The organism is Martelella mediterranea DSM 17316, from assembly GCF_002043005.1.
Taxonomy (GTDB): domain Bacteria; phylum Pseudomonadota; class Alphaproteobacteria; order Rhizobiales; family Rhizobiaceae; genus Martelella; species Martelella mediterranea.
Genome location: NZ_CP020330.1, coordinates 4,423,912 through 4,445,323 on the forward strand (window position 1 = coordinate 4,423,912; position 21,412 = coordinate 4,445,323).

Genomic DNA, 21,412 nt, shown 5'->3' on the forward strand with positions numbered 1-21,412 from the left:
TTCTGCCTTCGCTGTCGCGGAAGGGCGAGACACAGTGTCAACGCGGCATTTATGCGTCGAGTTCGAACACCGGCACGAAACCACCAAAGATCATGCGCTTGCCATCGAAGGGCATTTTCATCTCGCCCATTTCGGGATCGTCTATCATTTTCTGCCAGGCCGCGTCGCGCGCCGCCTTGTCCGGCCAGATGACCCAGGAAAACACGACGACTTCGTTCTCCTCACGTTTCACCGCCATCGGGAAGGAGGTCACTTTGCCGTCCGGCACGTCATCGCCCCAGCATTCGACATAGTCGAGCGCACCCCATTCCCGGAACTTTTTTGCCGCATGGGCGCATAAATCCACATAGGCCTTCTTGTTTTCAGCGGGAACAGGGACCAAAAACCCGTCTACATACGCCATGAAATCCTCCGATATCTTGACTTTGTCCGTTGCGGAACATACGTTGATATCAACATAAAGGCACGGATATGCGTGAAAGTCTACCCCTGTCAGTCACCCTGGAGGTTCGGGACAGGTGCCTTTGCCTTCACCTCCAGCGCGCCGCGCGGGCCGTGGGCCGGTATTTCGACGAGGTGCTGCGGCCGCTGGGGCTCACCAACGGACAGTATTCGCTGCTGGTCTCGCTCAACCGGCCGGAACCGCCGCGCGTGGCCGAGGTCGCCCATTTGCTGGCGATGGACCGCACCACGCTGACGGCGAGCATAAAGCCGCTGGAACGTCGCGGCCTGATGACCTCGTTCCAGGACGACAAGGACAGGCGCGTCCGCCGGCTGAAACTGACCGATGAGGGGCGCGACCTTCTGGAGAAGGCCGTGCCGATCTGGCGCGAGACCCATGACCGGATCGACAAGGTGGTTGGCGCGGATATCGACCGGCTGCGCACAAACCTTCTGGCGCTGACATTTGCACTGCCCGACCCCGACGAAGAACTCAGCGATCCAGCGCCGTGAGGATGCCGCGCAGTTCCGCAAGCCCCTTCAGCCGGCCGATCGCCGGATAGCCGGGCTGGGCCCTGCGCTTCTGGTCATCGAGAATGTCGAGGCCGTGATCGGGCCGGAAGGGGATATTCCAGTCGGCGCGGCCCGCGGCCTTGCGTCGCCGCTCCTCGGCAATCGCCGCCGCCATCAGCGCCACCATATCGGTATCGCCGCCGAGATGCTCGCATTCGTAGAACGAGCCCGCAATGCCGACGCTCTCGCGATGGACATTGCGCAGGTGCAGGAAATGCACCCGGTCGCCCAGCCGCTCCATCATGCCCGGCAGGTCATTGTCGGGCCGCGCGCCGAGCGAACCGGAGCAAAGCGTGATGCCGTTGGCTGGACTATCGACCGCCTTCATCATCGCCCCGTAATCGGCTTCCGTCGACATCACCCGCGGCAGGCCCAGAAGGCCGAAGGGCGGATCGTCGGGGTGGCAGCAGAGCCTGAGCCCGAGCTCTTCGGCAACCGGCACAACCTCCTCCAGGAAATCGATGAAATGAGCCCTCAGCCCCTCGGCTGAAATCGTTGCATACTCGGCGAGATGCCGGCGCACATCCTCCAGCGTGAAGCTCTCGGCCGCGCCCGGAAGGCCGAACACGATATTCTTCGCAAGTTCGGTCTTGCGCGCTTCATCCATTGCGGCAAACCGGCGGTCGGCCTCGGCGCGCACATCATCGGCGAAATCCTCCCCGGCGCCGGGACGCTGCAGGATATGAATATCGAAGGCGGCGAAATCGGCGTAGTCGAAGCGCATGCAGGTCGCGCCGGTCTTCAGGCGATAGGCGAGATCGGTGCGGGTCCAGTCCAGAACCGGCATGAAATTGTAGCAGATGGTCTCGATACCGGCCTCGGCGAGATTTGCCATGCTGGTCTTGTAATTATCGATGTGGCGGCGCCAGTCGCCCTTCTGCTTCTTGATATCCTCGGAAACCGGCAGGCTTTCGACCACTTCCCATTTCAGACCGGACGGCGTGCCGTCGCTCATCAGCGTCAGCTCGGCCTGCCGCCCAGCGATCTCGGCCGGTGTCCAGACCTCGCCGGTCGGGACATGGTGCAGCGCGGTGACCACGCCTTCGACGCCAGCCTGCAGCATATCGTCGATCGATACGCGATCCAAAGGTCCGAACCAGCGCCATGTCTGCCGCATACTCTCTCTCCCGAAACATTTTTCATCTCATTAGAGCATTTCCGATGGAAACCGAATCCCCGGAAATGCCCAATCCATTTGTTTTTACGCGTGTCCGGTCGGCAAACGGTATCCACTTTTCCTGGACGCGCTCAAGCAGCCGGGCCCGGGCGCGCAAACACCCGGATGGCCACGGCACAGGCTTAGCATTGAAATGTCCTGTTGACTAGTATGGAAGTATGGTGCAACCTGAAACCATAGGGAGGAACGCAATGCTGCCAGAGACAGTGCAAACGATGATTGCTCCGGGCGCGCCGGTCGGCGCCCAGCTGCATGGCATTCTGCGTGACCTCATTCTTCACAACGATCTGCCGCCCGGCTCCAGGCTTTCCGAGTCGGAGCTTGCGGCCCGCTTCGCCGTCAGCCGCCAGCCAGTGCGCGAAGCCTTCATCAAGCTTTCGGAGGAAGGCCTGCTGGAAGTACGTCCGCAGCGCGGCACCTTCGTGCGCCGGATATCGCAGGCCGCCGTCATGGATGCCCGCTTCGTGCGCGAGGCGATCGAGGCCGATATCGTCAAGCTTCTGGCCGCAAGACCCGACGCGGGGCTGGTGGAGGAATTGCGGCTCCAGTTGCAGGAACAGCGCGAAGCGGCCCGCACCGACGCCGCGCGCTTCATCAAGCTGGACGAACTGTTTCACAAGACGCTGGCCGACGCCGCCGGCAAGGCGCGCGCCTGGGCCCTGATCGAGGGGCTGAAGGTGCAGATGGATCGCGTGCGTTATCTCAGCCTGCTGCGTTTCCCGATGGTCAAGCTCACCGCCCAGCATGAAGCCATTGTCAACGCGATCGGCGATGGCGACCAGCAAGCGGCGGAGGCCGCGGTGCGCGGACATCTGCGCGAGATCCTGAGCGACCTGCCCGCGATATTCGAGGAAAAGCCTGAGTTTTTCGAGGAGCCGGGACGCTAGGCCCCGGACATTGCCACCGGGGCAACGCCCCGCCGTCTGAATGGGAGGACGATATGAACTACATCGCCAATATCAAAAGCATCGCGCTTGCCGGCCTTGCCGCAAGCCTGATGGCGGGCACAGCGCTCGCCGCCGACTATACGCTGAGCGTCAACACCGCGCTCGCCACCACGGACCCGCTCTACAAGGGCCTTGAGGCCTTCCGCGACAATGTTGCCGAAGCCTCCGACGGCGCGCTCGAAGTGCGCCTGTTCCCGAATTCACAGCTTGGTCCCGACGAGGATGTGCTCGAACAGGCCCGCGCCGGCGCGCCGGTCGCGGTCGTGGTCGACGGCGGCCGCCTTGCCGTTTTCGTCAACGAATTCGGCGTGTTGGGCGCGCCCTACCTCGCCAATGGCTATGACGGCATCCGCAAGGTCGTCACCTCCGACATGTTCAACGAATGGGCGACGACGCTTCACGACGAGGCAGGCCTCGACGTCCTGAGCTTCAACTGGTGGCAGGGCGAACGCCATCTGCTGACCAAGAAGCCGATCAACGGGCCGGATGACCTTTCCGGCGTTCGTATGCGCACGCCCGGCGCGCCGGTCTGGACCGGCACGATCGAGGCCATGGGCGCGACGCCGACGCCGATGCCCTGGGGCGAGGTCTACTCCGCGATCTCCTCCAACGTCATCGACGGAGCGGAAGCCCAGCTTCCCGCCGTCGTCGGCGCCAAGCTCGACGAGGTCATCACCAACATCACGCTGACCGGCCATATCAACCTGATCACCGGCCTCATCACCTCCGCCGCATGGGTCGATTCGCTGCCGGAAGATCTGCAGACGATCCTGCATGAGGAAGCGCTGAAGGCCGGCGACATCGCCTCCTACGGCACCCGGGACGCGCTGGCGAGCCTTGAACAGCAGTTGAAAGACAACGGCGTAATGGTCGAGGAGATCGACGTCACCCCGTTCAAGGAACGGACCGCCGTGGTCTACGACAATCTCGGTTATGGCGATCTGCGCGACAAGCTTCAGGCGATCGCCGCGCAGTAAGCCCGCGGGCCCTGCCGAAAGCCGGTCGCGCCCTGCTCCAGAGGCGCGGCCGAAAACAACATTCGGCTTCCACTGCGGGAGCCCAAGAAAAACACGCCGGGGAGCTGTCGCTCCTCGCGCCATATCGGGAGGGGCCACCATGCCCGGTTTCCTCGCAAAGATCGAGTATGTTGCAGGCGCGACCCTGCTTGCGGTCATCACCTTTCTGGTGTTCATCGCCGCGACCATGCGTTTCTTCGGCCATCCGCTGATCTGGTCCGTCGATCTTGCGCAGCTTCTGTTCATCTGGCTCTGTTTCATCGGCGCGACGCGGGCCATGCGCGAGCGCGGCCATCTGGGCGTCGATTTCCTGGTCCGCCCGTTTCCGCACCGCTACCGGCTAGCGCTGGAGACGGCGCTTGCCGCGCTGTTCCTCGCCTTTCTCATGCTGCTTGCCTATGAGGGCTACAAGCTCACCATGCTCAACAAGGAACGCCAGTTCGGCGACTCCGGCCTCTCCTATGCCTGGGTGACGATTGCCGTGCCCGCAGGCTGCGTGATGCTGTCGATCTCGATCCTCGGCAATCTCTGGCAGGCCTGGCGCAATGTGAAGGACGGGACGCTGGTTTTCACCCGCACCGCGGCCTACGACGAACCGGTGGTCCACGCCGGCGCGGCGGAGTAAGCCAATGGCCCTGATCGGTATCGTCTTCTTCGCCCTGATGCTGCTTGGCGCGCCGATTGCCTTCGCGATCGGCATTTCGGGCTTCACCTTCTTCCTGACCTCAGACATCATGCCGGTCTCGATCGGCGTGCAGAAAATCGCGACCGTTTCGCAAAGCTTTCCGCTGCTGGCGGTGCCGTTCTTCGTGCTCGCCGGCCACCTGATGAACGAAAGCGGGATCACCGACCGGCTGTTCACCTTTTCCAAGGTCGCCGTCGGCTGGATGGCGGGCGGCCTCGCGCAGGTCTCGATCATCCTGTCGACGCTGATGGGCGGCGTGTCCGGCTCGGCCGTCGCCGATGCCGCCATGGAAGCGCGCGTGCTCGGTCCGCAGATGATCTCCAACGGATACTCCAAGGGCTACTCCTCCGCCGTGATCGCGATGTCCTCGCTGATCACCGCGACCATTCCGCCGTCGATCGGCCTGATCCTCTACGGCTATGTGGGCCAGGTCTCGATCGGCCGGCTGTTCATGGCGGGCATCGTCCCCGGCGTGCTGATGATGGCGTTTCTGATGGTTGCCGCCTGGCTCGTCGCCCGCAAGCGTAACTACGTCATGAGCGACATGAGGAAGCCGACGGCCGGCGAACTCGGCCGCGCGGCCTGGGGCGCCAAATGGGCGCTGTTGTTTCCCGTGCTTCTGATCGGCTCGATCCGCGGCGGGCTGTTCACGCCATCGGAAGTCGGCGCGTTCGCGGTGGTCTACGCGATCCTCGTCGGCGTCTTCGCCCACCGGGTGATGACGTTTGAGACGATCAAGCGGGCCTTCGGCCATGCGCTGTCGGATATCGGCCTGATCATGCTGATCATCCTGATGTCGGGCATGATCGGGTTCGCGATCATCTTCCTTCAGGTGCCGCAGAGCGTGGCGGGCTTCATGCTGGAAAGCCTCGCCAATCCGGTTCTGATCGTCACCGTCATCCTAATCGGCCTGTTCATCGCCGGCCTGTTTTTCGAAAGCACGATCCTGGTGCTGCTGCTGACGCCGATCCTCGTCCCGGTCGTGGTCAAGGCGGGGGTCGACCCGGTGCATTTCGGCATCCTGATGATGACCATCGTCACCTTCGGCGGCATGACGCCGCCGGTCGGCGTCGCGATGTTCACGGTCTGCAGCCTGCTGGACACCAAGATCGAGGATTACGTGAAAGAATCCTGGCCGTTCATCGCCGCCATCATGGCGCTGGTGGCGCTGCTTCTGTTCGTGCCGGGTATCGTGCTGTTCCTGCCGAACCTGATGTACGGATAGCTGCGTCACGCAGGCTTTCGGCCCCGCAGCCCATGACGGCGGGGGAGTCGTGCGATCAACTCCCGCGTGCGAACCCGGTCCCTCCGGAACCGCTGCGACATGCCGCCGCTGGCCGCGAGGAGGTCAATTTCCGGCGCGTTGCCTCTCAACCAAAGCGCCGCGCATGCTCAAGGTGGCTTACCGCCCGGGCCAAATGACAACTTGGAGATAGTTGAACCGGCCCCCTGTTCAGTCTAGTGCAGCACCACCGAAACACACTGGAAAAGCGAACAACGGCATGATGCCGCAGGGGATATTGTTGGATGGACAAATCGGGTGATCCCGGCCTGTTTGGCCGCTGGTTCCGAGGGCTTTCTCTCAGGGCCTGGCTGATCGTCGGCTTCATGATGGCGCTGCTGCCGGTCGCGCTCCTTTCCGCCTTCTGGTATCTGGACTATCGCGATCAGCTCCGTGAACCCTTCCGGCAGGTCCTTCACACCCAGCACAAGGTATCGCTGGCGCTGGAGCGGATCCAGGGCAATCTCTGGGATATCGCCACCGACGTGAACGACTTCGCCCAGACCGGAGACGAAAGCTACCGCGATCGTTTCGAGACGGCCGAGCGCGATATCGCCGCCAACCTGTGCGATCTGGAAATGATAACGGAGACATATCCTTCCTTCGATCCCGTGCTCGAAGGCGTGCGCCAGCAATGGACACTGCTGCTTGAGGCAGCCTCGAATGTCAGCCCCTTGCCCGGCGGCGCCGACCAGCCCCTGATGCGCTTTGAAAGCGTCATCGGCGAAACCGGCAAGCGCGTGGAAAGCATTGCCGAGAGCATGCGCCTGCTGAACGAGGAAAGCCACCGACAAGCGCTTGAAACGATGGAGCGGCTCGACCGCTTTGCCGCGATTGCGGGCGTTTTGGCGCTGGTTTTTTCCGGGATCGGCATATTCATCATCGACCAGGCTCTGATCCGCAGCACCGACAAACTGGTGGAAGGTGCGATGCTGGTCGCCGGCGGCACGCGCAACCGCGAAATCGAGGTTCAGGTTCCCCCCGAACTCGCCTCGGTGGCGCAGGCCTTCAACACCATGCTCAAGCAGATCAATCAGCAGGAAGATGCCCTCTCCGCGGCCGCGCGCGCCGATGGCCTGACCGGCCTCTACAATCGGCGCGAGTTCGACCGCGCCCTCGACGAGGCTATCGCCGTATCGAAGGAGAGCGGCGAGCCGTTCTCCCTGCTGATGATCGACGTCGACCATTTCAAGCAGTTCAACGACACCCATGGCCATCTCGCGGGCGATGATGCGCTCAGGCAGGTTGCGGATACGATTGAACTGAGCGCGCGCGAGAATGACCGGGCCTATCGTTATGGCGGCGAGGAATTCGCGATGATCCTGCCGGGACTGCGAACCTACGAGGCGACAGCGATCGCCGAGCGCCTTTGCAACACTATCGCCGCGCAGACGCTCATCCTCCCGGACGGGCAGAAGCAGACGCTGACGGTCAGCATCGGCATATCCGTCTTCAGCCCGCGGGTTTCGCCGCCCAATATTATCGAGCTCGCCGACCGCGCGCTCTATGCCGCCAAGATGGAAGGCCGCAACCAGGTGAAGGTCACCGGCTGACCTTCGAAGGCGGTTTCGGGCGTAGCTCAGCCCTGCGCCACCGCCTCGATCATCTCCATTCCCCCGACGATGGGCGCAAAATCGCTCCACACGCCCCGCGCCCCCGCGCGCCATGCCTCCATCTCCTCCGGCTCAAGGAAAGTGGCGCCATTCGCCTTGGCAAGCGCCACGGATTGCGCCTCATCCTCGACGATCAAGCGATTGAAATAGAGCGCGGCCTCGGCCGAGATCGCGCCGAGGACGGTCTGTGTTTCGGGATCGAGGCTGTTCCAGAAGCCGGCTGAAAAATAAAGCACCCCGGCGGCGCGGATATGGCGGGTTTCGGTCATGTACGGCACCACCTCGTAGAGCTTGAACCCGGCATAGGCCGATTTCGTCAGGTCCATGGCATCCGCCACGCCGGTGGCGAGCGCGTTATAGGTTTCAGTGATCGGGATGCCGACCGGCGTCGCGCCATAGGCGCTCCAAAGGCGCGTGTGGAGCGGCGTGTTGATCACGCGGATGGTCTTGCCTTCCATCTGCCCGGGCCGCGTGATCGGCGCCTTGGCCAGCAGGTTGCGGGCCCCGTAATCGATGAAGCCGCCGACGATGAACTGCTCTTCAGCAAGCCGGGCCGAGAGGTCGTCGCCGATCGGGCCGGTGACGACGTCGCGAAGATGGGCGGCATCGCGAAACAGGAAAGGCAGGTCGAGCAACTGTAATTGCGGCGTCCAGGCCGAAAGCGCCGAGACGGTGGAGAGGCTCGCCTGCACGGCTCCGAGGCGGATATTCTCCGCCACCTGCTTTTCGCCGCCGAGCGCGCCATTGGTCACGATCCGGAAACGGAACCGGCCCGGCAGCCGCTGCTCGACCTCAGCGGCGAAGAAACGCCAGACCTTCGTCTCGGGTTTGTCCTCGCTGAGAAGCGAGGCGATGACGACATCGCGCGTGGCAGCGCTGGCGGTTCGCAGATAGGCGGGCGCGGCAAGCACTGCCACGGCGGCAGCGCCTGTTTTCATGAGACTGCGACGGTTGAGCGAAGTCATGGCAGACAAACCTTTCAGACAGGAACGGCAAAGAGGGTGATGACGAGCAGGGCGGTGAGAAGCGCCAGAAGAAAGGGACGCATCGCCCTGAACAGGCTTTCCGGCGAAAGACCGGTGACGCCGCCGACCACGAAGGCCAGCATGCCGACCGGCGGGGTGAGTCCGCCGATCATCAGGTTGACGACGAGGACGACGCCAAAGCGGATCGGATCAATTCCGGCGGAAACGGCGACCGGCAGCAGGACGGGACCAAGAAGCAGGATCGCCGCCCCGATATCCATCACCAGGCCCGCGACCAGCAGCAGCACATTGGCGAGCAGGAGCACGGCAACGGCGCTGCCCCCGAACAGGCCGGCGAGGTGGCGCACAAGCCCGGCGATATCGTCGATCGCGAGCAGGAAGGCGACGGGGGCCGCCGCCCCGATCAGCAGGCCGATCGCCGCCGCCTCTGCCGCCGACTGGCGGAAGGCGGCGACAATGCTGGAACCGGAACGGCGGGACGTTGCTGCCAGGATCAGCGTGTAGAGCGCCGCAAGCCCCGCCGCCTCGGTCGTCGTGACAATGCCCAGGCGAATGCCGAACACCACGATCAGACCGAGGACGAAGGCTGGCAGGGCCGCGATCCCGGCACGCCTGCGCGTTTCCGCCGAAGCCGGCGGCGCGCCGCTCGCGGTCCCCATCGCAAGCCTTATCGCGACGGCGAGACAAACCGCCATCAGCAGGCCGGCAAACAGCCCGCCGACAAGCAACGCGCCGACGGAGAGATTGGTCGCCGTCGCCAGGATGAGAAAGGCGATCGACGGCGGGATGACGTTGTCGAGAACCGAGGACGCGGCGACAAGCGCGCCGGCGCGGGCGGGCGGATAGCCATGGCGCACCAGTTCGGGGTGGAAGGTCGAGGCGGCAAAGGCGGCATTGGCGACGGAGGAACCGGACGCGCCGGAAAACAGAACCCCTGTCAAAAGCGTCGTCTGCGCCAGCCCGCCGCGATAATGGCCAACGAGCGAGGCCGCGAACTGCACGAGCTTGCCGGCCGCGCCCGAGAGCTTCAGAAACGCGCCCGCAAGGAGAAAGAACGGGATCGCCAGCAGCAGGAATTTCGACATGCCGGCCACCGTATTGGCGATGATCGCCTGCTCCGTCTGCAACGCGCCGAAGGCAATCGCGCCGTAGGACGATGCCAGAAAAACATGGGCGAGCGGCGCGCCGGCAACGAGGCCGAGCGCGGCGGCAAGCGCGAGCGGCAGGCTCGCCGGCAGCGCGATATTGATCGCAAACCGGCCAACCGCCCAGTAAACAAACCCGCCGAGCGCGAAGCCGAAGATCAGCCGCGCGCCGCTCGAGCGCTCCAGGCGGCGCAGGCAGAGCAACACGAGCAGACCCAGCCCGCCCGCCACCGGAAAGGCGAAGCGCACCCATTCCGGAAGCCCAAGCGTTGGCGACATTCCGCCGAGCAACGCGATCGCCTCACGTCCGCCAAGGCACAGGATCAAGCCCGCGACGACGCTGAAGCCGTCGGCCACGGCAGCGAGCACGCTGGATGCCCGATCGGGGAGCAGCCTCACAAGGCCGTCGAGCCGCATTGACAGCGGTCCGGAGAGGGTGAGCGGCAGGCCGGCCGAGATCAGCGCGATATTCAGCCAGATTCCCAGATCCTCCATGCCGACGACGCCGGTGTGGAAGACATAGCGCAGCACGACGCCCGCCACGACAAGGGCGAGCATCGCCATCAGAATAACGGCGGCGAGCATGCCGAGCGCCGTCTCCAGCGCGTCCGCAAACCGTCCGGCGGTGCTGCGGATCGCCGTCATGGGTACGGACGATGCCGTTCGCAGGCGGCGCCTGTCTCTAAACATCCGTTCGGACGGCTGAACCATCGGCGGCCCGCGCATGGTATTGGAAGGCAAGGCTTCATGATGCGATCCCCAGGATGTTGCAATCACGGAGACCGGCGGAGAAGAGAAAGGTTATGGCAGAGCGGCCAGATTTTCCGTTCCTACGCCGGCATGACCCGGATCAGGTTCAAGGGTCCGGCTCACCGCCGTCTCAGCATCGCAGGATGCACCCCTCGGAATAGTCAGGTTTTGTCCGGCTTTTGGGCCTGTGTCAATGGCAGGCCGGAAACGTAGCGTCTGGCGGCAACGCAAGAAAACTTGCGAGCGTTCCACCGACGGGTTTTACCGAAGCCTTTGCAGCAGAGCCATCGACGGTTCGCCCGTGACATTCAGCCCGTTCTGCCGCTGATAGGCGGCGATCGCCGCGCGGGTCTGGTCGCCGAACACGCCGTCGATGGTGCCGGCATCGTAGCCCGCCGCCGAAAGCCGCGACTGCAATTCCTTGCGCTGGTCGGCGCTGAAGCCGTAATTGTCATCGGGAAAACTGCCCCTGAGTGGGCCAGCGCCCGCGATCCGGTCTGCGAGATATCCCACACCCAGCGCGTAATTGGTGGAATTATTGTAGCGCTTGATGACGTTGAAATTGTGCCCGACGACGAAGACCGGACCGCCCGCCTGCGGCTGTATCCTGGTGCCGTCGATGGCAGCGCCGGGCGAGCCCTCCTCGCCGCCCCAGGGCTGACCTTTTCGCCATCCCGAGCGGGCAAGATAGTTCGCGGTGCTGGCCAGCGCGTCGGTCGGGTCGGCGTCCCAGATATCGCGCCGCCCGTCGCCATTGAAATCGACGGCGTAGCCGAGATAGGAGGTCGGGATGAACTGGGTATGGCCCATGGCGCCGGCCCAACTTCCGGTCATCCGTTCGGGCGTGATATCGCCGTTCTGCAGGATCCGCATCGCCCCGACCAGCTGGCTTTCGAAGAAAGCGCCGCGCCGCCCCTCGACGGCGAGCGTCGAGAGCGACGAGACCACCGGAATGCTGCCGCGCCGCTCGCCATACATGCTCTCAAGACCCCAGATGGCGACGATCACATTGGCGTCGACGCCATAGGTCGCCTCGATCCGCTCCAGAACATCGCGGTAGCGGACATAATTGGCGCGCCCCTTGGCGATCCGCTCATCGGAGCCGGCAATGGCCAGATAGTCTTCCAGCGTGCGCTTGAATTCGGTCTGGTTGCGGTCCTGCTCGATAACCCCCGGCGTGTACCCGGCATTGGCGAAGGCCGCCGTCAGGGTGTCGTTGGAAATCCCGCGCGCCGCCGCGCGGCTCTTGAACCCGGCGACCCAGGCGTTCCATTCCGGATTGGCCACCGGCCGCATCGCCGGATCGGCAACGGAGGAAAAACTGCCAACCGAACTGTTCGTGCACGCTGAAAGCGCTGCTGCAATCGCCCCGAGAGAAAACGCGCGTCGCGTCAGATACATACAGATAACCCCGCTCCATTCGTGCGCAAGCCTAGCGCATCGGCCTCCCGACCGAAAGAGCACGAGCTTGCGTCCAATTTATGGAACGGGGGTGCAGGAAGGCACAGCGGTGAAAGTTTTTTTTCCGCTGTGCAACACGGGCTGGCAAGTCCCTGGCCTGTCGGGCCGCAACTGGGCTAGTCGTCGTCCGTATCGTAATATTTGTCGCCGTAATGGGCGGCATAGCCATAGCCATAGCCGTAGTTGTAGCCATACCGCTTGAATCCATTCGGATCGATCTGGTTTAGTACGAGCCCCTCGATCTTGCCTTCCTCGAACGAACGGACCGCCTCTTCGACCTGGTGATGGTGGGTCGAATCCCATTTGACGACGAAGAGGATGGCATCGACAAACTGGCTGAGAACACGCGCATCAGGCACGATCAGCACCGGCGGCGCGTCGACGATTATGAAGTCATACTTTGACCGGGCCTCGCGAAGCAGCTCATCCATCTTCCTCGATGAAAGAACATCGGCCGCATTTTTCGGCGAGCGCTCGCCAAACAGAACGTCGAGCTCCAGGTCTTCACTGTGGAAAACGGTTTCATCCAGGGTCTGCTTTCCCGAAAGCACGGAAATCAGACCGGCGTCGGTTCTGGAATTGCCGAAATACTGGTGAAAGGTCAGCCGTCGCAGATCGCCTTCGACCAGAAGGACCTTCTTGCCCATGCTTACAAAATTCAGCGCCAGAGCGATACTGCTTGTCGTTTTCCCCTCGCCGGGGATGGAAGACGAAAGCATGATCACCTGCGGCGGCTTGTCGAGATTGGCAAGCACAACCGACGTTCTGAGATTGCGTATCGCCTCGGCAAACGGTGAGGTCGAATGCGTTTGAAGGTAGTGGAAGAGATCGCTCCGGTGTTTCGCCGGCACCAGAGGCAACATGCCGACGACCGGCAGACCAGCGAGCTCCTCGAGTTCCTGCGATGTCTTGAAGGTTCTGTTCCGCATCTCCAGCAGCAGACTGAGCAGGCCGCCGAAAACAAGCCCCACAAGACCGGCAAGAAGGACGATCCGCTTCTTGGACGGCTCGCTCGCATTCTCGGGAACGACGGCATAGGAAAGAATGACGCTGTCCGCCTGCTGTATCCCCTGCTGAGCGGAGGTCTCCTTGAGACGTGCCAGGAAATATTCGTAAAGTGTCCGGTTGGCTTCCGCTTCCCGCGTCAACTGCTCCAGCTCGAGATAGGCCGCGCTTTCGGTCTGAATCTTTCTCTCGAGCGCTGCCTCCGCGGTCTCCAGAGAGGCAAGCTGGCTCTTGAGTTCGGCCGCGTCCCTGCGGCGATCGACGAGCAGGGTCTCCAGTCTCGCTTCAAAACGCGCGGCATCTCTTCTATTGCGAGGCGCGGTGGCCGAGAGATCGATGAGCGTCGGGTCCCCCAGCAGAACAGCTTTGTCTTCAAAAGACGACGCCTGCTCGAGATTCGCGAACAAGGCATCGGAAGCCTCGACCCTCTGGCGCGTCTCGGTGATGCGATCGCGGATCGACTTCAATTGCCGCTCCAGCCCGCTTAACACTTCCGGCGTGGTCAGCGGCGTATCGGTCTTGAACTGTTTTACGGTATTTTCGGATTTTTCGAGCGAGACCTTCAGTTCGGCGACGCGCTCGCTGAGCCAGTCGATCGCATCGACCGTCGCGCCGCGTTTGACATCGATCTGGCGCTGCACATACTGCTCGGCGATCGAGTCGGCGATCAGCGCCGCCTTTTCAGGATCCTCTGAACTCACGGTTATCCTGAAGGTGGTGGTGTCGGGAACCACGGTTGCCGTGAACTTATCCAGCAACGCGCTCACCACCCGGTCCCGGGTCCTGTCCGGCCCTGGGACGTCGGAATCGGACGGCGTTGGGAATAGGCTCTTGATATAGGCGACAAATCTCGCAAACGTCGTCGACTCTCTCAAAGCCGCGTTGAATTCCGGGTCCGCCATCAGATCGAGATTATCGACCACGTTTCCGATCAAAATACGCGACCTGATCACCTCGATTTCGGATTGCAGGGCGACATCGTCTGTTCCGAGCTGCGCAAGGACGCTCGGTATATCGATAATGTTCTCCGCCTGACCGCTCACCATCGTGACTGAAGTTGCCCGATAGATCGGCGTCGTCATCCTGATGGCGTAATACCCGCCCGCCAGAACGAACAGGATGAATATCACCGCAATCAGAAACTTCCGCCTCCAGAATATAGAAAATATCTTCTGGAGATCGATATCGTCATTTTCAGTATTGTTTTTGCTGTTTAGCATGTTGCTCAAATACTCAGGTGTAAAACGTTCTGGTCATGCTCTCAGCCGATCCCGCATTATTTAGACGCAGTCTTTCCCGGTATGAGTCGACCGGGCGATAGACCAAGCGGTCCGACCAGTCAAGCTCCCGACCATGAACGCCGCGACCTGCAGCATTGCTGCGCGCATCGGCCTGATTGAAAAATGCTTTGAACGGAAGGCAAGAGCGCGTTATGGCGGCGTGGAGGCTTGCTCGCCAGCCGAACCTCTTTCGGCGTGCCTCGCGCGGCTTGCTGGAAGGTTCGGGGGCCAAGGTCAGGCCAGAACCAGGGATATCCGGAAACAACGGAAACACCCACATCACGCGCAACGCCCGGAAGATCGGCGACCGCCGGAAAGCGGTGGTGCGGCTTGGCCAAGCTTGATCAAAATAGTTTCCCGTCAAAACCAGAATTTATAGTCTCTGAAAATGCCGGAAAGCGCAAGCTGCCAGCGGCTGTTCGTCTTCACATGTTCGTGCCATCCGGACGCCGGACGCAATGACCTGTGTCCGGCCATATCCCAGCTTGCCGCAACGCCCGATCAAAGATCCTTCTTATGGGACAGCCTCTTGTGGTGCGCCAAGTGGAAATTGAACCTGTGGCCGGACTGAGGACGAAGGGCGGCCGTGATGCGGGCGCCGAACTGATAGGTCGCCACGAAGAGGGCGGCAAAAAACACCAGGAGGAGAGCGGCCATCGCCGGCTTGTTCCAGAACAAGACCCCGGCGATCGCAGGCGCGGTGAACATCGGCGCGAGGATGACCGTCGTCATTGGATTGCTGATATGCCGCGCATTCCGTCCAAGGACACTGATCTCAAGCGCGCGCATGACCAATTGATGAAAATGCAGTCGGTCCGGCTGGTCGGCGGGACGTCCGGCAATGCGGCGACGGAAGATGGCGAGCATGGTGTCCGCGATCGGCCAGAAGAATATCAGCAGCAACGCCCACGGGGTCAGATCCGGAACGAAGTTCAGTATCAGGAACGCAAGCCAGGCGAGAACGTGACCGATGCCGTAAGCGCCGGCATCTCCCAGGAAAATCTTGCCCAGCGGAAAGTTGAATACAAGAAAGCCGAGCAGTGCGCCCATGACGACGGCGCACCAGGCGCTGACCTCGAACAAACCGTTTTGTGCGGCAATAGCCGCAAGCGAAGCCGCAACGACGACAGCGATGAGGCCGGAAAGTCCGTTGACGCCATCCACCAGATTGAAAGCGTTGCAGATACCGGCTCCGCCGAAAATGGTTATGGCCATCGCAAACGGCGCGAACATCAAAATCGCGCCTATCAGCGGAATGTCGGTTCTCGGGATCCAGAGCTTGAACAGCAGAATTGCAAGCAAGGATGATATCGCGGCGGCGAGCAGACGATCGCGCGGCGATACGTTAAATCCGAGATCCTCCGCCAGACCGGCGAGAAACACCGGCATGAGCGAAGGGAGCAGCAACCAGAGATTATGGTTTCCAGTATCGGGTATAAGCACGCCGAACGACACGAGCGCGACCAGAATGGCAACCCCGCCGATTCTCGGCGTCGGCACCCGGTGTGCGCTCTGAACGGCCGCAGTGTCCCTGCGACGGTCCGAAAATCTGAGATGAAACTTTCGAGTCGACAAAATGAGAGCGCAGACCGCTGCCGAGACGACGAACGCAGACACTAGCGCTTGAAAAAAATACCCACTCATGAATGGTGGCACCCCTGAAAGAAACGATGGCTGACCAGGCCGTTCAAACTTAATCAATCAATTAAAATAGAATACAATCATGAATTGCGATCCAAAAATTCGGACCACATTACAACTTAAAATGTAACCACGTAAAAATTGCAAGCAAAATGCAATCAAGATACTGTTAAATTACCATATGGCTGCACTTCGTCAACAGAGACTTCATGTTTTATTCGGTCAGTGAAATCTGCGCGGCCTGATAGAGCGAGCTGTTCGATCCCGCAATCTGAGCATGCACGGCAAGCCCAGCCCTTGCGGCGGCGTTCGTGTGAAGAGGAGTGATGGCAATTGACGCCCAGGAAGGTTCTCATCTGCACCTATGGCACCCGTGGGGACGTGGAGCCCTTCCTGGCTCTGGCCCATGGCCTGAAAGAGGCCGGCTTCGATGTCGCGCTTGCGACCTCATCCCGCTTCCGCGCGTTTGTTGAAAGTCATGGCGTCGCTTTTTTCCCGATGTCCGACACTTCTCTTGCCGCCCTTGAATCCCCGGACGGCAAGACCATGCTCGAAGGCGATTCCGGCCTATTGCCACGCATCACCGCCGGCATTCGACTATCAAGACGATCCGGCGCCATCCAGGACGGTCTGATGCGCGAAACCTTTGCTGCCGCCATCGATTTCCCTCCTGACCTCATCGTCTTCAATGCCAAGCTTTTTGCGGCCCCGCATGTGGCCGAGAAACTCGGTGTTCCGGCTTTTCTGGGAATGCTCCAGCCCATGCTCGTGCCGACGGCCGCCTTCCCGGCCATGGGCCTGCCAAACCTTCCGCTCCCCGGCTACAACCGCTTCACCTATGTGCTTGTCCGAAAATCCATCGGCTCCTTTCGCCGTCGCATGAACCGGTTTCGCCACGAGGTTCTCGACCTGCCGCCGGTGCGGAACGGAAGCGCGGTCCTGTTTCCGCCCGGCGCCGGCAATATCGGCGTACTGCACGCCTACAGTTCCGGCGTCCTGCCGCGCCCAAGGGATTGGCCGGAGAGCGCGCGCGTCACCGGCTACTGGCGGCTCGATGACGGTCGGGGTTACACGCCGCCTCCGGACCTGGCCGCCTTTCTCGATCGCGGAGAGCCGCCGGTTTTCATCGGATTCGGAAGCATGCCGAGCGGTGACGCCAGGGCGCTCGCAAGGTTGGCGGCGGCGGCCCTGCGCAAGGCGGGCCGGCGCGGCGTCATCGCGAAGGGGTGGGCCGGCCTGGACGTGGAAGGCAGCGACGATATCATAGCCATACCGCCCGTTCCCTATGCGTGGCTTTTCCCGCGCATGGCGGCGGTTGTCCATCACGGCGGCGCGGGAACGACGGCGGAAGGATTGCACGCCGGCGTTCCCTGCGTGATATGTCCGTTTTTCGGCGACCAGCGGGGCTGGGCACAATTGAGCGCCGCACTTGGCGTCGGCGTCGCCCCATTGCCCCGCAGGCGTCTGACGGAAGACAGCCTGGCAGCAGCCATCGCGGAAGCGGTGACGAACACGCTTCTGCGCGACAATGCGGAAAACCTGGCGGCGCGTCTGCGCCGGGAGAACGGCGTCAAAACCGCCGTGGAGATCATAACGCAGACTTTGAGCGATCCGCGACGAGGCGAGACGGTCTGATGATGAACTGATCGGAAAAGGAGGCTCCAAGCAGCAGCCCGCGCTTCAAACCAGCGCCGCGCGGTCACTCATCTCAGATCGGCCGCAGTCAAGAGCGGGAAGGCAGATGCGCCCATCCGATAAAGGGCGGATTGGCGAAATCGCTGTCGGTATCCTGCCGGGTCTTGCCATAAGCGAAGGCGGTGCTGTCGGCACATTCGGTCGTTCCTCCGGCGGCGCGCAAGACCGCGTCGCCGGCGGCGGTATCCCATTCCATGGTACGCCCGAAACGCGGATAGACATCGGCAACGCCTTCCGCGAGAAGGCAGAATTTCAGCGAAGAGCCCACTGAGGTGAAATCGGACACGCCGATTTTCCGCATGAAATCCTCGGTTTCCGGACTGTTGTGCGATCGGCTGGCCACCGCGGTCAGTACCTCCCCCCTGGGGCGGCATCTGATCGTCTCGGATCGCGCGACGACGCCATCTGTCACGATCAGCTTCTCGGCGCCGCCGGCGATGGTGCGGTAGGCCACGCCCTTGGCCGGCGCGTAGACGATTCCGGCAACCGGCACGCCGTTTTCAACGAGCGCGATATTGACGGTGAAATCCTCGCGCCTGTTGATGAACTCCTTCGTCCCGTCGAGCGGGTCGACAAGGAAGAAGGCCTTGCCGGTGATATCGGGAACCACGCCGGCGGCAACGCTCTCCTCGGCGATTACCGGAATGTCGGGAAAGGCGCGGGCGAGATGGGCGAGAATGATCGCCTCTGCCTGCTCGTCGGCTGCCGTCACCGGCGACTGGTCTTCCTTGTAGGACACGTCGATGCCGTTTTCGTAGATCGACATGATCGCCCTGCCCGCTTCAAGCGCCGCATCGAGGAAGACCTGCTGCATATCGGCCATGGCGCTCACTCGCCCGTCTCCCGGCTCGCGAGGAACGTCTCGATCCGGCTCGCCAGTTCAAACGGGTCGTGACCAACGGTGTGAAGATGGAGGTCGGGATTCTCCGGCGCTTCGTAGGGCGACGTTATACCGGTGAAGTTTTCGATCTCGCCGGCCCGCGCCTTCTTGTAGAGCCCTTTCGGGTCACGCTCGGCGCAGACTTCGATCGGAGTATCGATGAAAATCTCGATGAACTCGCCATCATCCATCATCTCGCGCGCCAGCCGCCGCTCGGAGCGGAACGGCGAGATGAACGACACCAGCACGATCAGCCCGGCATCGGCCATGAGCTTGGCCACCTCCGCCACGCGGCGGATATTCTCGACCCGGTCTTCGGCCGTGAAGCCGAGATCGCGGTTGAGCCCGTGGCGGACATTATCGCCGTCAAGCAGGTAGGTATGCCTGCCCTTGGCATGAAGGATTTTCTCCAGCGCGTTGGCGACCGTCGATTTGCCCGATCCCGAAAGCCCGGTGAACCAGAGCACCGCCGGCGTCTGTGTCTTCAGGGCGGCATGCGCCTTCTTGTTGACCTCGACAGCCTGCCAGTGAACATTCTGCGCCCGGCGCAGCGCGAAATCGATCATGCCCGCGCCAACGGTCTTGTTGGAGATCCGGTCGATGATCACGAAATTGCCGGTGGTGCGGTTATCCGCATAGGCATCGAACACGATCGGGGCCTGAGTGGAGATGTTGCACACCCCGACCTCGTTCATGTGGAGCGCCTTGGCCGCTTCATGGGTAAAGCTGTTGATGTTCACCTGATATTTGAGGGCGGTTACCGTTGCCGGCGTCTGGTCCGCCTCGGTCCGCAAGATATAGGAGCGGCCGGGGATCATCGCGTCTGCATCGAACCAGATGATTTTCGCCTGAAACTGGTCGGCAACATTCGGCCGCGCACCGGGCGCCACCAGGATATTGCCGCGCGAGACCTCGATCTCGTCCTGAAGGGCGAGCGTTACCGCCTGCCCCGCCTCGGCACTGTCGAGATCGCCATCCATGGTCACGATCTGGCGGATCGCCGAAGTCTTTCCGGACTTGGCGACCATGACGCGATCGCCAACGGCGACCCGGCCGGAAGCGATCTGGCCGGCAAAACCACGGAAATTGAGGTTCGGGCGGGTAACCAGCTGCACCGGCATGCGGAACGGCTTTTCGGCAAGGTCGGAGGCGACCGGAACCGTCTCGAGATGGTCGAGCAGGGCCGGTCCCTCATACCACGGCATGTTCTCTGACGACAGGGTGACATTGTCGCCGTAGCGCGCAGAGATCGGGATCGGCACGATCGTCTCGAAGCCGAGATCCTTTGCAAATTCCAGATAGTCGGCGACGATCCTGTCGTAGACCTCCTGCGAATAGTCCATCAGGTCGATCTTGTTGATCGCGACCACGATATGGCGGATGCCGAGCAGCGAGGCGATGAAGGAATGCCGGCGGGTCTGCGTCAGAATGCCCTGGCGGCTGTCGACCAGCACGATGGCGAGATCCGCGGTCGAAGCGCCGGTCGCCATATTGCGGGTATATTCCTCGTGGCCGGGCGTATCGGCGACGATGAACTTGCGCCGCGCCGTCGCGAAGAACCGATAGGCGACATCGATGGTGATGCCCTGTTCGCGCTCGGATTCCAGCCCGTCGACCAGAAGCGCGAAGTCGATATCCTCGCCGGTCGTGCCGTGGCGGGCGCTGTCGCTTGCAAGCGAGGCAAGCTGGTCCTCGAAGATCAGCTTGGTATCGTAAAGCAGGCGGCCGATCAGGGTCGACTTGCCGTCGTCGACCGAACCGCAGGTCAGGAAGCGCAGCAGCGATTTCTTTTCCTGTTCGACGAGATAGGCGATCATGTCTCCGGAAACATCCTCGACCATCAGAAATACCCCTCCCGCTTCTTCTTTTCCATTGAACCGGCTTCGTCCTTGTCGATCATGCGGCCCTGACGCTCCGAGGTTCTGGCCGTCAGCATCTCGCGCACGATCGCCTGCAGGTCGCTGGCATCGGATTCGACCGCGCCCGTCAGCGGATAGCATCCGAGCGTGCGGAAACGCACCATCTTCTCCGTCACGGCCTCATCCGGGCCGATCGGCATGCGCGCGTCATCGACCATGATCAGCGCGCCGTCGCGCTCGACCACCGGGCGTTTGGCCGCGAAATAAAGCGGCACGATCGGAATGTTCTCCTTCATGATATACTGCCAGATATCGAGCTCGGTCCAGTTCGACAGCGGAAAGACGCGGATCGATTCACCCTTGCCGACGCGGGTATTGTAGGTCTTCCACATTTCCGGGCGCTGGTTCTTCGGATCCCAGGCATGCTGCGCATTGCGGAAGGAGAAGATGCGCTCCTTGGCGCGCGACTTCTCCTCGTCGCGGCGCGCGCCGCCGAAAGCAGCATCGAAGCCGTATTTGTCGAGCGCCTGGCGCAAGCCGACCGTCTTCCAGAGATGGGTATGGGTGCTGGAGCCGTGATCGAAGGGATTGATGCCGGCCTCGACCGCTTCCGGGTTGACGTGAACGAGCAGATCGATGCCCAGATCATCGGCCATCTTCTGCCGGAACGCATACATCGCCTGGAACTTCCAGGTGGTGTCGACATGAAGAAACGGAAAGGGCGGCTTGGCCGGATAGAACGCCTTCATCGCCAGGTGCATCATCACCGACGAATCCTTGCCAATCGAATACAGCATCACCGGTCTGGAAAAGCTTGCCGCGACCTCGCGGAAGATGTGAATCGATTCCGCCTCCAGTCTCTGCAAATGTGTAAGAGCCATTGAATATTCCCGATAATATGAATGAACCGAAATTCCTAAATGCGACCTATGGATAAAGGTTCGGCGGGATAAGTAAATGTCAATTTGACCATTGA

General features: G+C 61.9%; 17 protein-coding genes and 1 riboswitch. Of the genes, 7 read left to right on the forward strand and 10 right to left on the reverse strand.

What is annotated here, in order from left to right:
• Positions 1–49: 49 nt before the first annotated feature.
• On the reverse strand, positions 50–403 hold the full coding sequence (locus tag Mame_RS20650; protein WP_018064522.1) for a DUF1428 domain-containing protein: 354 nt from the start codon (positions 401–403) through the stop codon (positions 50–52).
• A 68-nt stretch (positions 404–471) separates the two neighbouring features.
• Between Mame_RS20650 and Mame_RS20655 the strand changes: the two genes are divergently transcribed.
• Positions 472–954, forward strand: coding sequence for a MarR family winged helix-turn-helix transcriptional regulator (locus tag Mame_RS20655; RefSeq protein WP_051085096.1), 483 nt, complete (start codon positions 472–474; stop codon positions 952–954).
• On the opposite strand, the gene uxuA is transcribed toward Mame_RS20655, so the two are convergent.
• Positions 935–2,131, reverse strand: a complete 1,197-nt coding sequence (gene uxuA / locus Mame_RS20660; protein ID WP_018064520.1) for a mannonate dehydratase — start codon at positions 2,129–2,131, stop codon at positions 935–937. The two genes, Mame_RS20655 and uxuA, sit on opposite strands and share 20 nt — an antisense overlap.
• Before the next feature lie 251 nt (positions 2,132–2,382).
• On the opposite strand from uxuA, the gene Mame_RS20665 reads away from it, so the two are divergent.
• The 5 genes from Mame_RS20665 to Mame_RS20685 all read left to right on the forward strand — a co-directional run bounded on the left by Mame_RS20665 (position 2,383) and on the right by Mame_RS20685 (position 7,674).
• Positions 2,383–3,078, forward strand: a complete 696-nt coding sequence (locus Mame_RS20665; RefSeq protein WP_033409940.1) for a GntR family transcriptional regulator — start codon at positions 2,383–2,385, stop codon at positions 3,076–3,078.
• A 53-nt stretch (positions 3,079–3,131) separates the two neighbouring features.
• Complete coding sequence (locus Mame_RS20670) at positions 3,132–4,115, forward strand: C4-dicarboxylate TRAP transporter substrate-binding protein (RefSeq protein ID WP_018064518.1); 984 nt, start codon at positions 3,132–3,134, stop codon at positions 4,113–4,115.
• 139 nt (positions 4,116–4,254) lie between these two features.
• Positions 4,255–4,779, forward strand: coding sequence for a TRAP transporter small permease (locus tag Mame_RS20675; RefSeq protein ID WP_018064517.1), 525 nt, complete (start codon positions 4,255–4,257; stop codon positions 4,777–4,779).
• Positions 4,780–4,783: 4 nt separating this feature from the next.
• A complete protein-coding gene (locus Mame_RS20680; RefSeq protein ID WP_018064516.1) occupies positions 4,784–6,064 on the forward strand; it encodes a TRAP transporter large permease in 1,281 nt (426 codons plus the stop codon).
• Between the two features lie 302 nt (positions 6,065–6,366).
• Positions 6,367–7,674 carry a GGDEF domain-containing protein gene (locus Mame_RS20685; RefSeq protein WP_018064515.1) on the forward strand — a complete coding sequence of 436 codons (1,308 nt, stop codon included), beginning with the start codon at positions 6,367–6,369 and terminating at the stop codon, positions 7,672–7,674.
• Between the two features lie 26 nt (positions 7,675–7,700).
• Here the strand turns inward: Mame_RS20685 and Mame_RS20690 are convergent, their stop codons facing one another.
• From Mame_RS20690 to Mame_RS20715, 5 genes are all read right to left on the reverse strand, one after another.
• Positions 7,701–8,699, reverse strand: coding sequence for a TRAP transporter substrate-binding protein (locus Mame_RS20690; RefSeq protein WP_018064514.1), 999 nt, complete (start codon positions 8,697–8,699; stop codon positions 7,701–7,703).
• A gap of 14 nt (positions 8,700–8,713) precedes the next feature.
• A complete protein-coding gene (locus Mame_RS20695; RefSeq protein WP_018064513.1) occupies positions 8,714–10,510 on the reverse strand; it encodes a TRAP transporter large permease in 1,797 nt (598 codons plus the stop codon).
• A 165-nt stretch (positions 10,511–10,675) separates the two neighbouring features.
• Positions 10,676–10,778, reverse strand: a riboswitch (TPP riboswitch).
• Positions 10,779–10,876: 98 nt separating this feature from the next.
• Entirely contained in the window at positions 10,877–12,016 is a 1,140-nt protein-coding gene (locus Mame_RS20700; RefSeq protein ID WP_018064512.1) for a lytic murein transglycosylase, read from the reverse strand.
• 176 nt (positions 12,017–12,192) lie between these two features.
• Positions 12,193–14,211: a GumC family protein gene (locus Mame_RS20705; protein ID WP_235726809.1), complete on the reverse strand. Its 2,019-nt coding sequence runs from the start codon at positions 14,209–14,211 to the stop codon at positions 12,193–12,195.
• A gap of 651 nt (positions 14,212–14,862) precedes the next feature.
• Entirely contained in the window at positions 14,863–15,861 is a 999-nt protein-coding gene (locus Mame_RS20715; RefSeq protein WP_018064509.1) for an MraY family glycosyltransferase, read from the reverse strand.
• Between the two features lie 474 nt (positions 15,862–16,335).
• On the opposite strand from Mame_RS20715, the gene Mame_RS20720 reads away from it, so the two are divergent.
• The gene (locus Mame_RS20720) at positions 16,336–17,637 is read left to right on the forward strand and encodes a glycosyltransferase (RefSeq protein ID WP_018064508.1); all 1,302 of its coding nucleotides are present in this window, start codon (positions 16,336–16,338) and stop codon (positions 17,635–17,637) included.
• 88 nt (positions 17,638–17,725) lie between these two features.
• Here the strand turns inward: Mame_RS20720 and cysQ are convergent, their stop codons facing one another.
• Genes cysQ through cysD form a run of 3 tightly spaced genes read right to left on the reverse strand, consistent with a single transcriptional unit; the run spans position 17,726 to position 21,317 of the window.
• Positions 17,726–18,520 carry a 3'(2'),5'-bisphosphate nucleotidase CysQ gene (cysQ, locus tag Mame_RS20725; protein WP_018064507.1) on the reverse strand — a complete coding sequence of 265 codons (795 nt, stop codon included), beginning with the start codon at positions 18,518–18,520 and terminating at the stop codon, positions 17,726–17,728.
• A 5-nt stretch (positions 18,521–18,525) separates the two neighbouring features.
• Complete coding sequence (nodQ, locus tag Mame_RS20730; RefSeq protein ID WP_018064506.1) at positions 18,526–20,418, reverse strand: bifunctional sulfate adenylyltransferase/adenylyl-sulfate kinase NodQ; 1,893 nt, start codon at positions 20,416–20,418, stop codon at positions 18,526–18,528.
• Positions 20,418–21,317, reverse strand: a complete 900-nt coding sequence (cysD, locus tag Mame_RS20735) for a sulfate adenylyltransferase subunit CysD (RefSeq protein WP_033409937.1) — start codon at positions 21,315–21,317, stop codon at positions 20,418–20,420. The genes nodQ and cysD overlap by 1 nt, the downstream gene beginning before the upstream one ends.
• Positions 21,318–21,412: the final 95 nt, after the last annotated feature.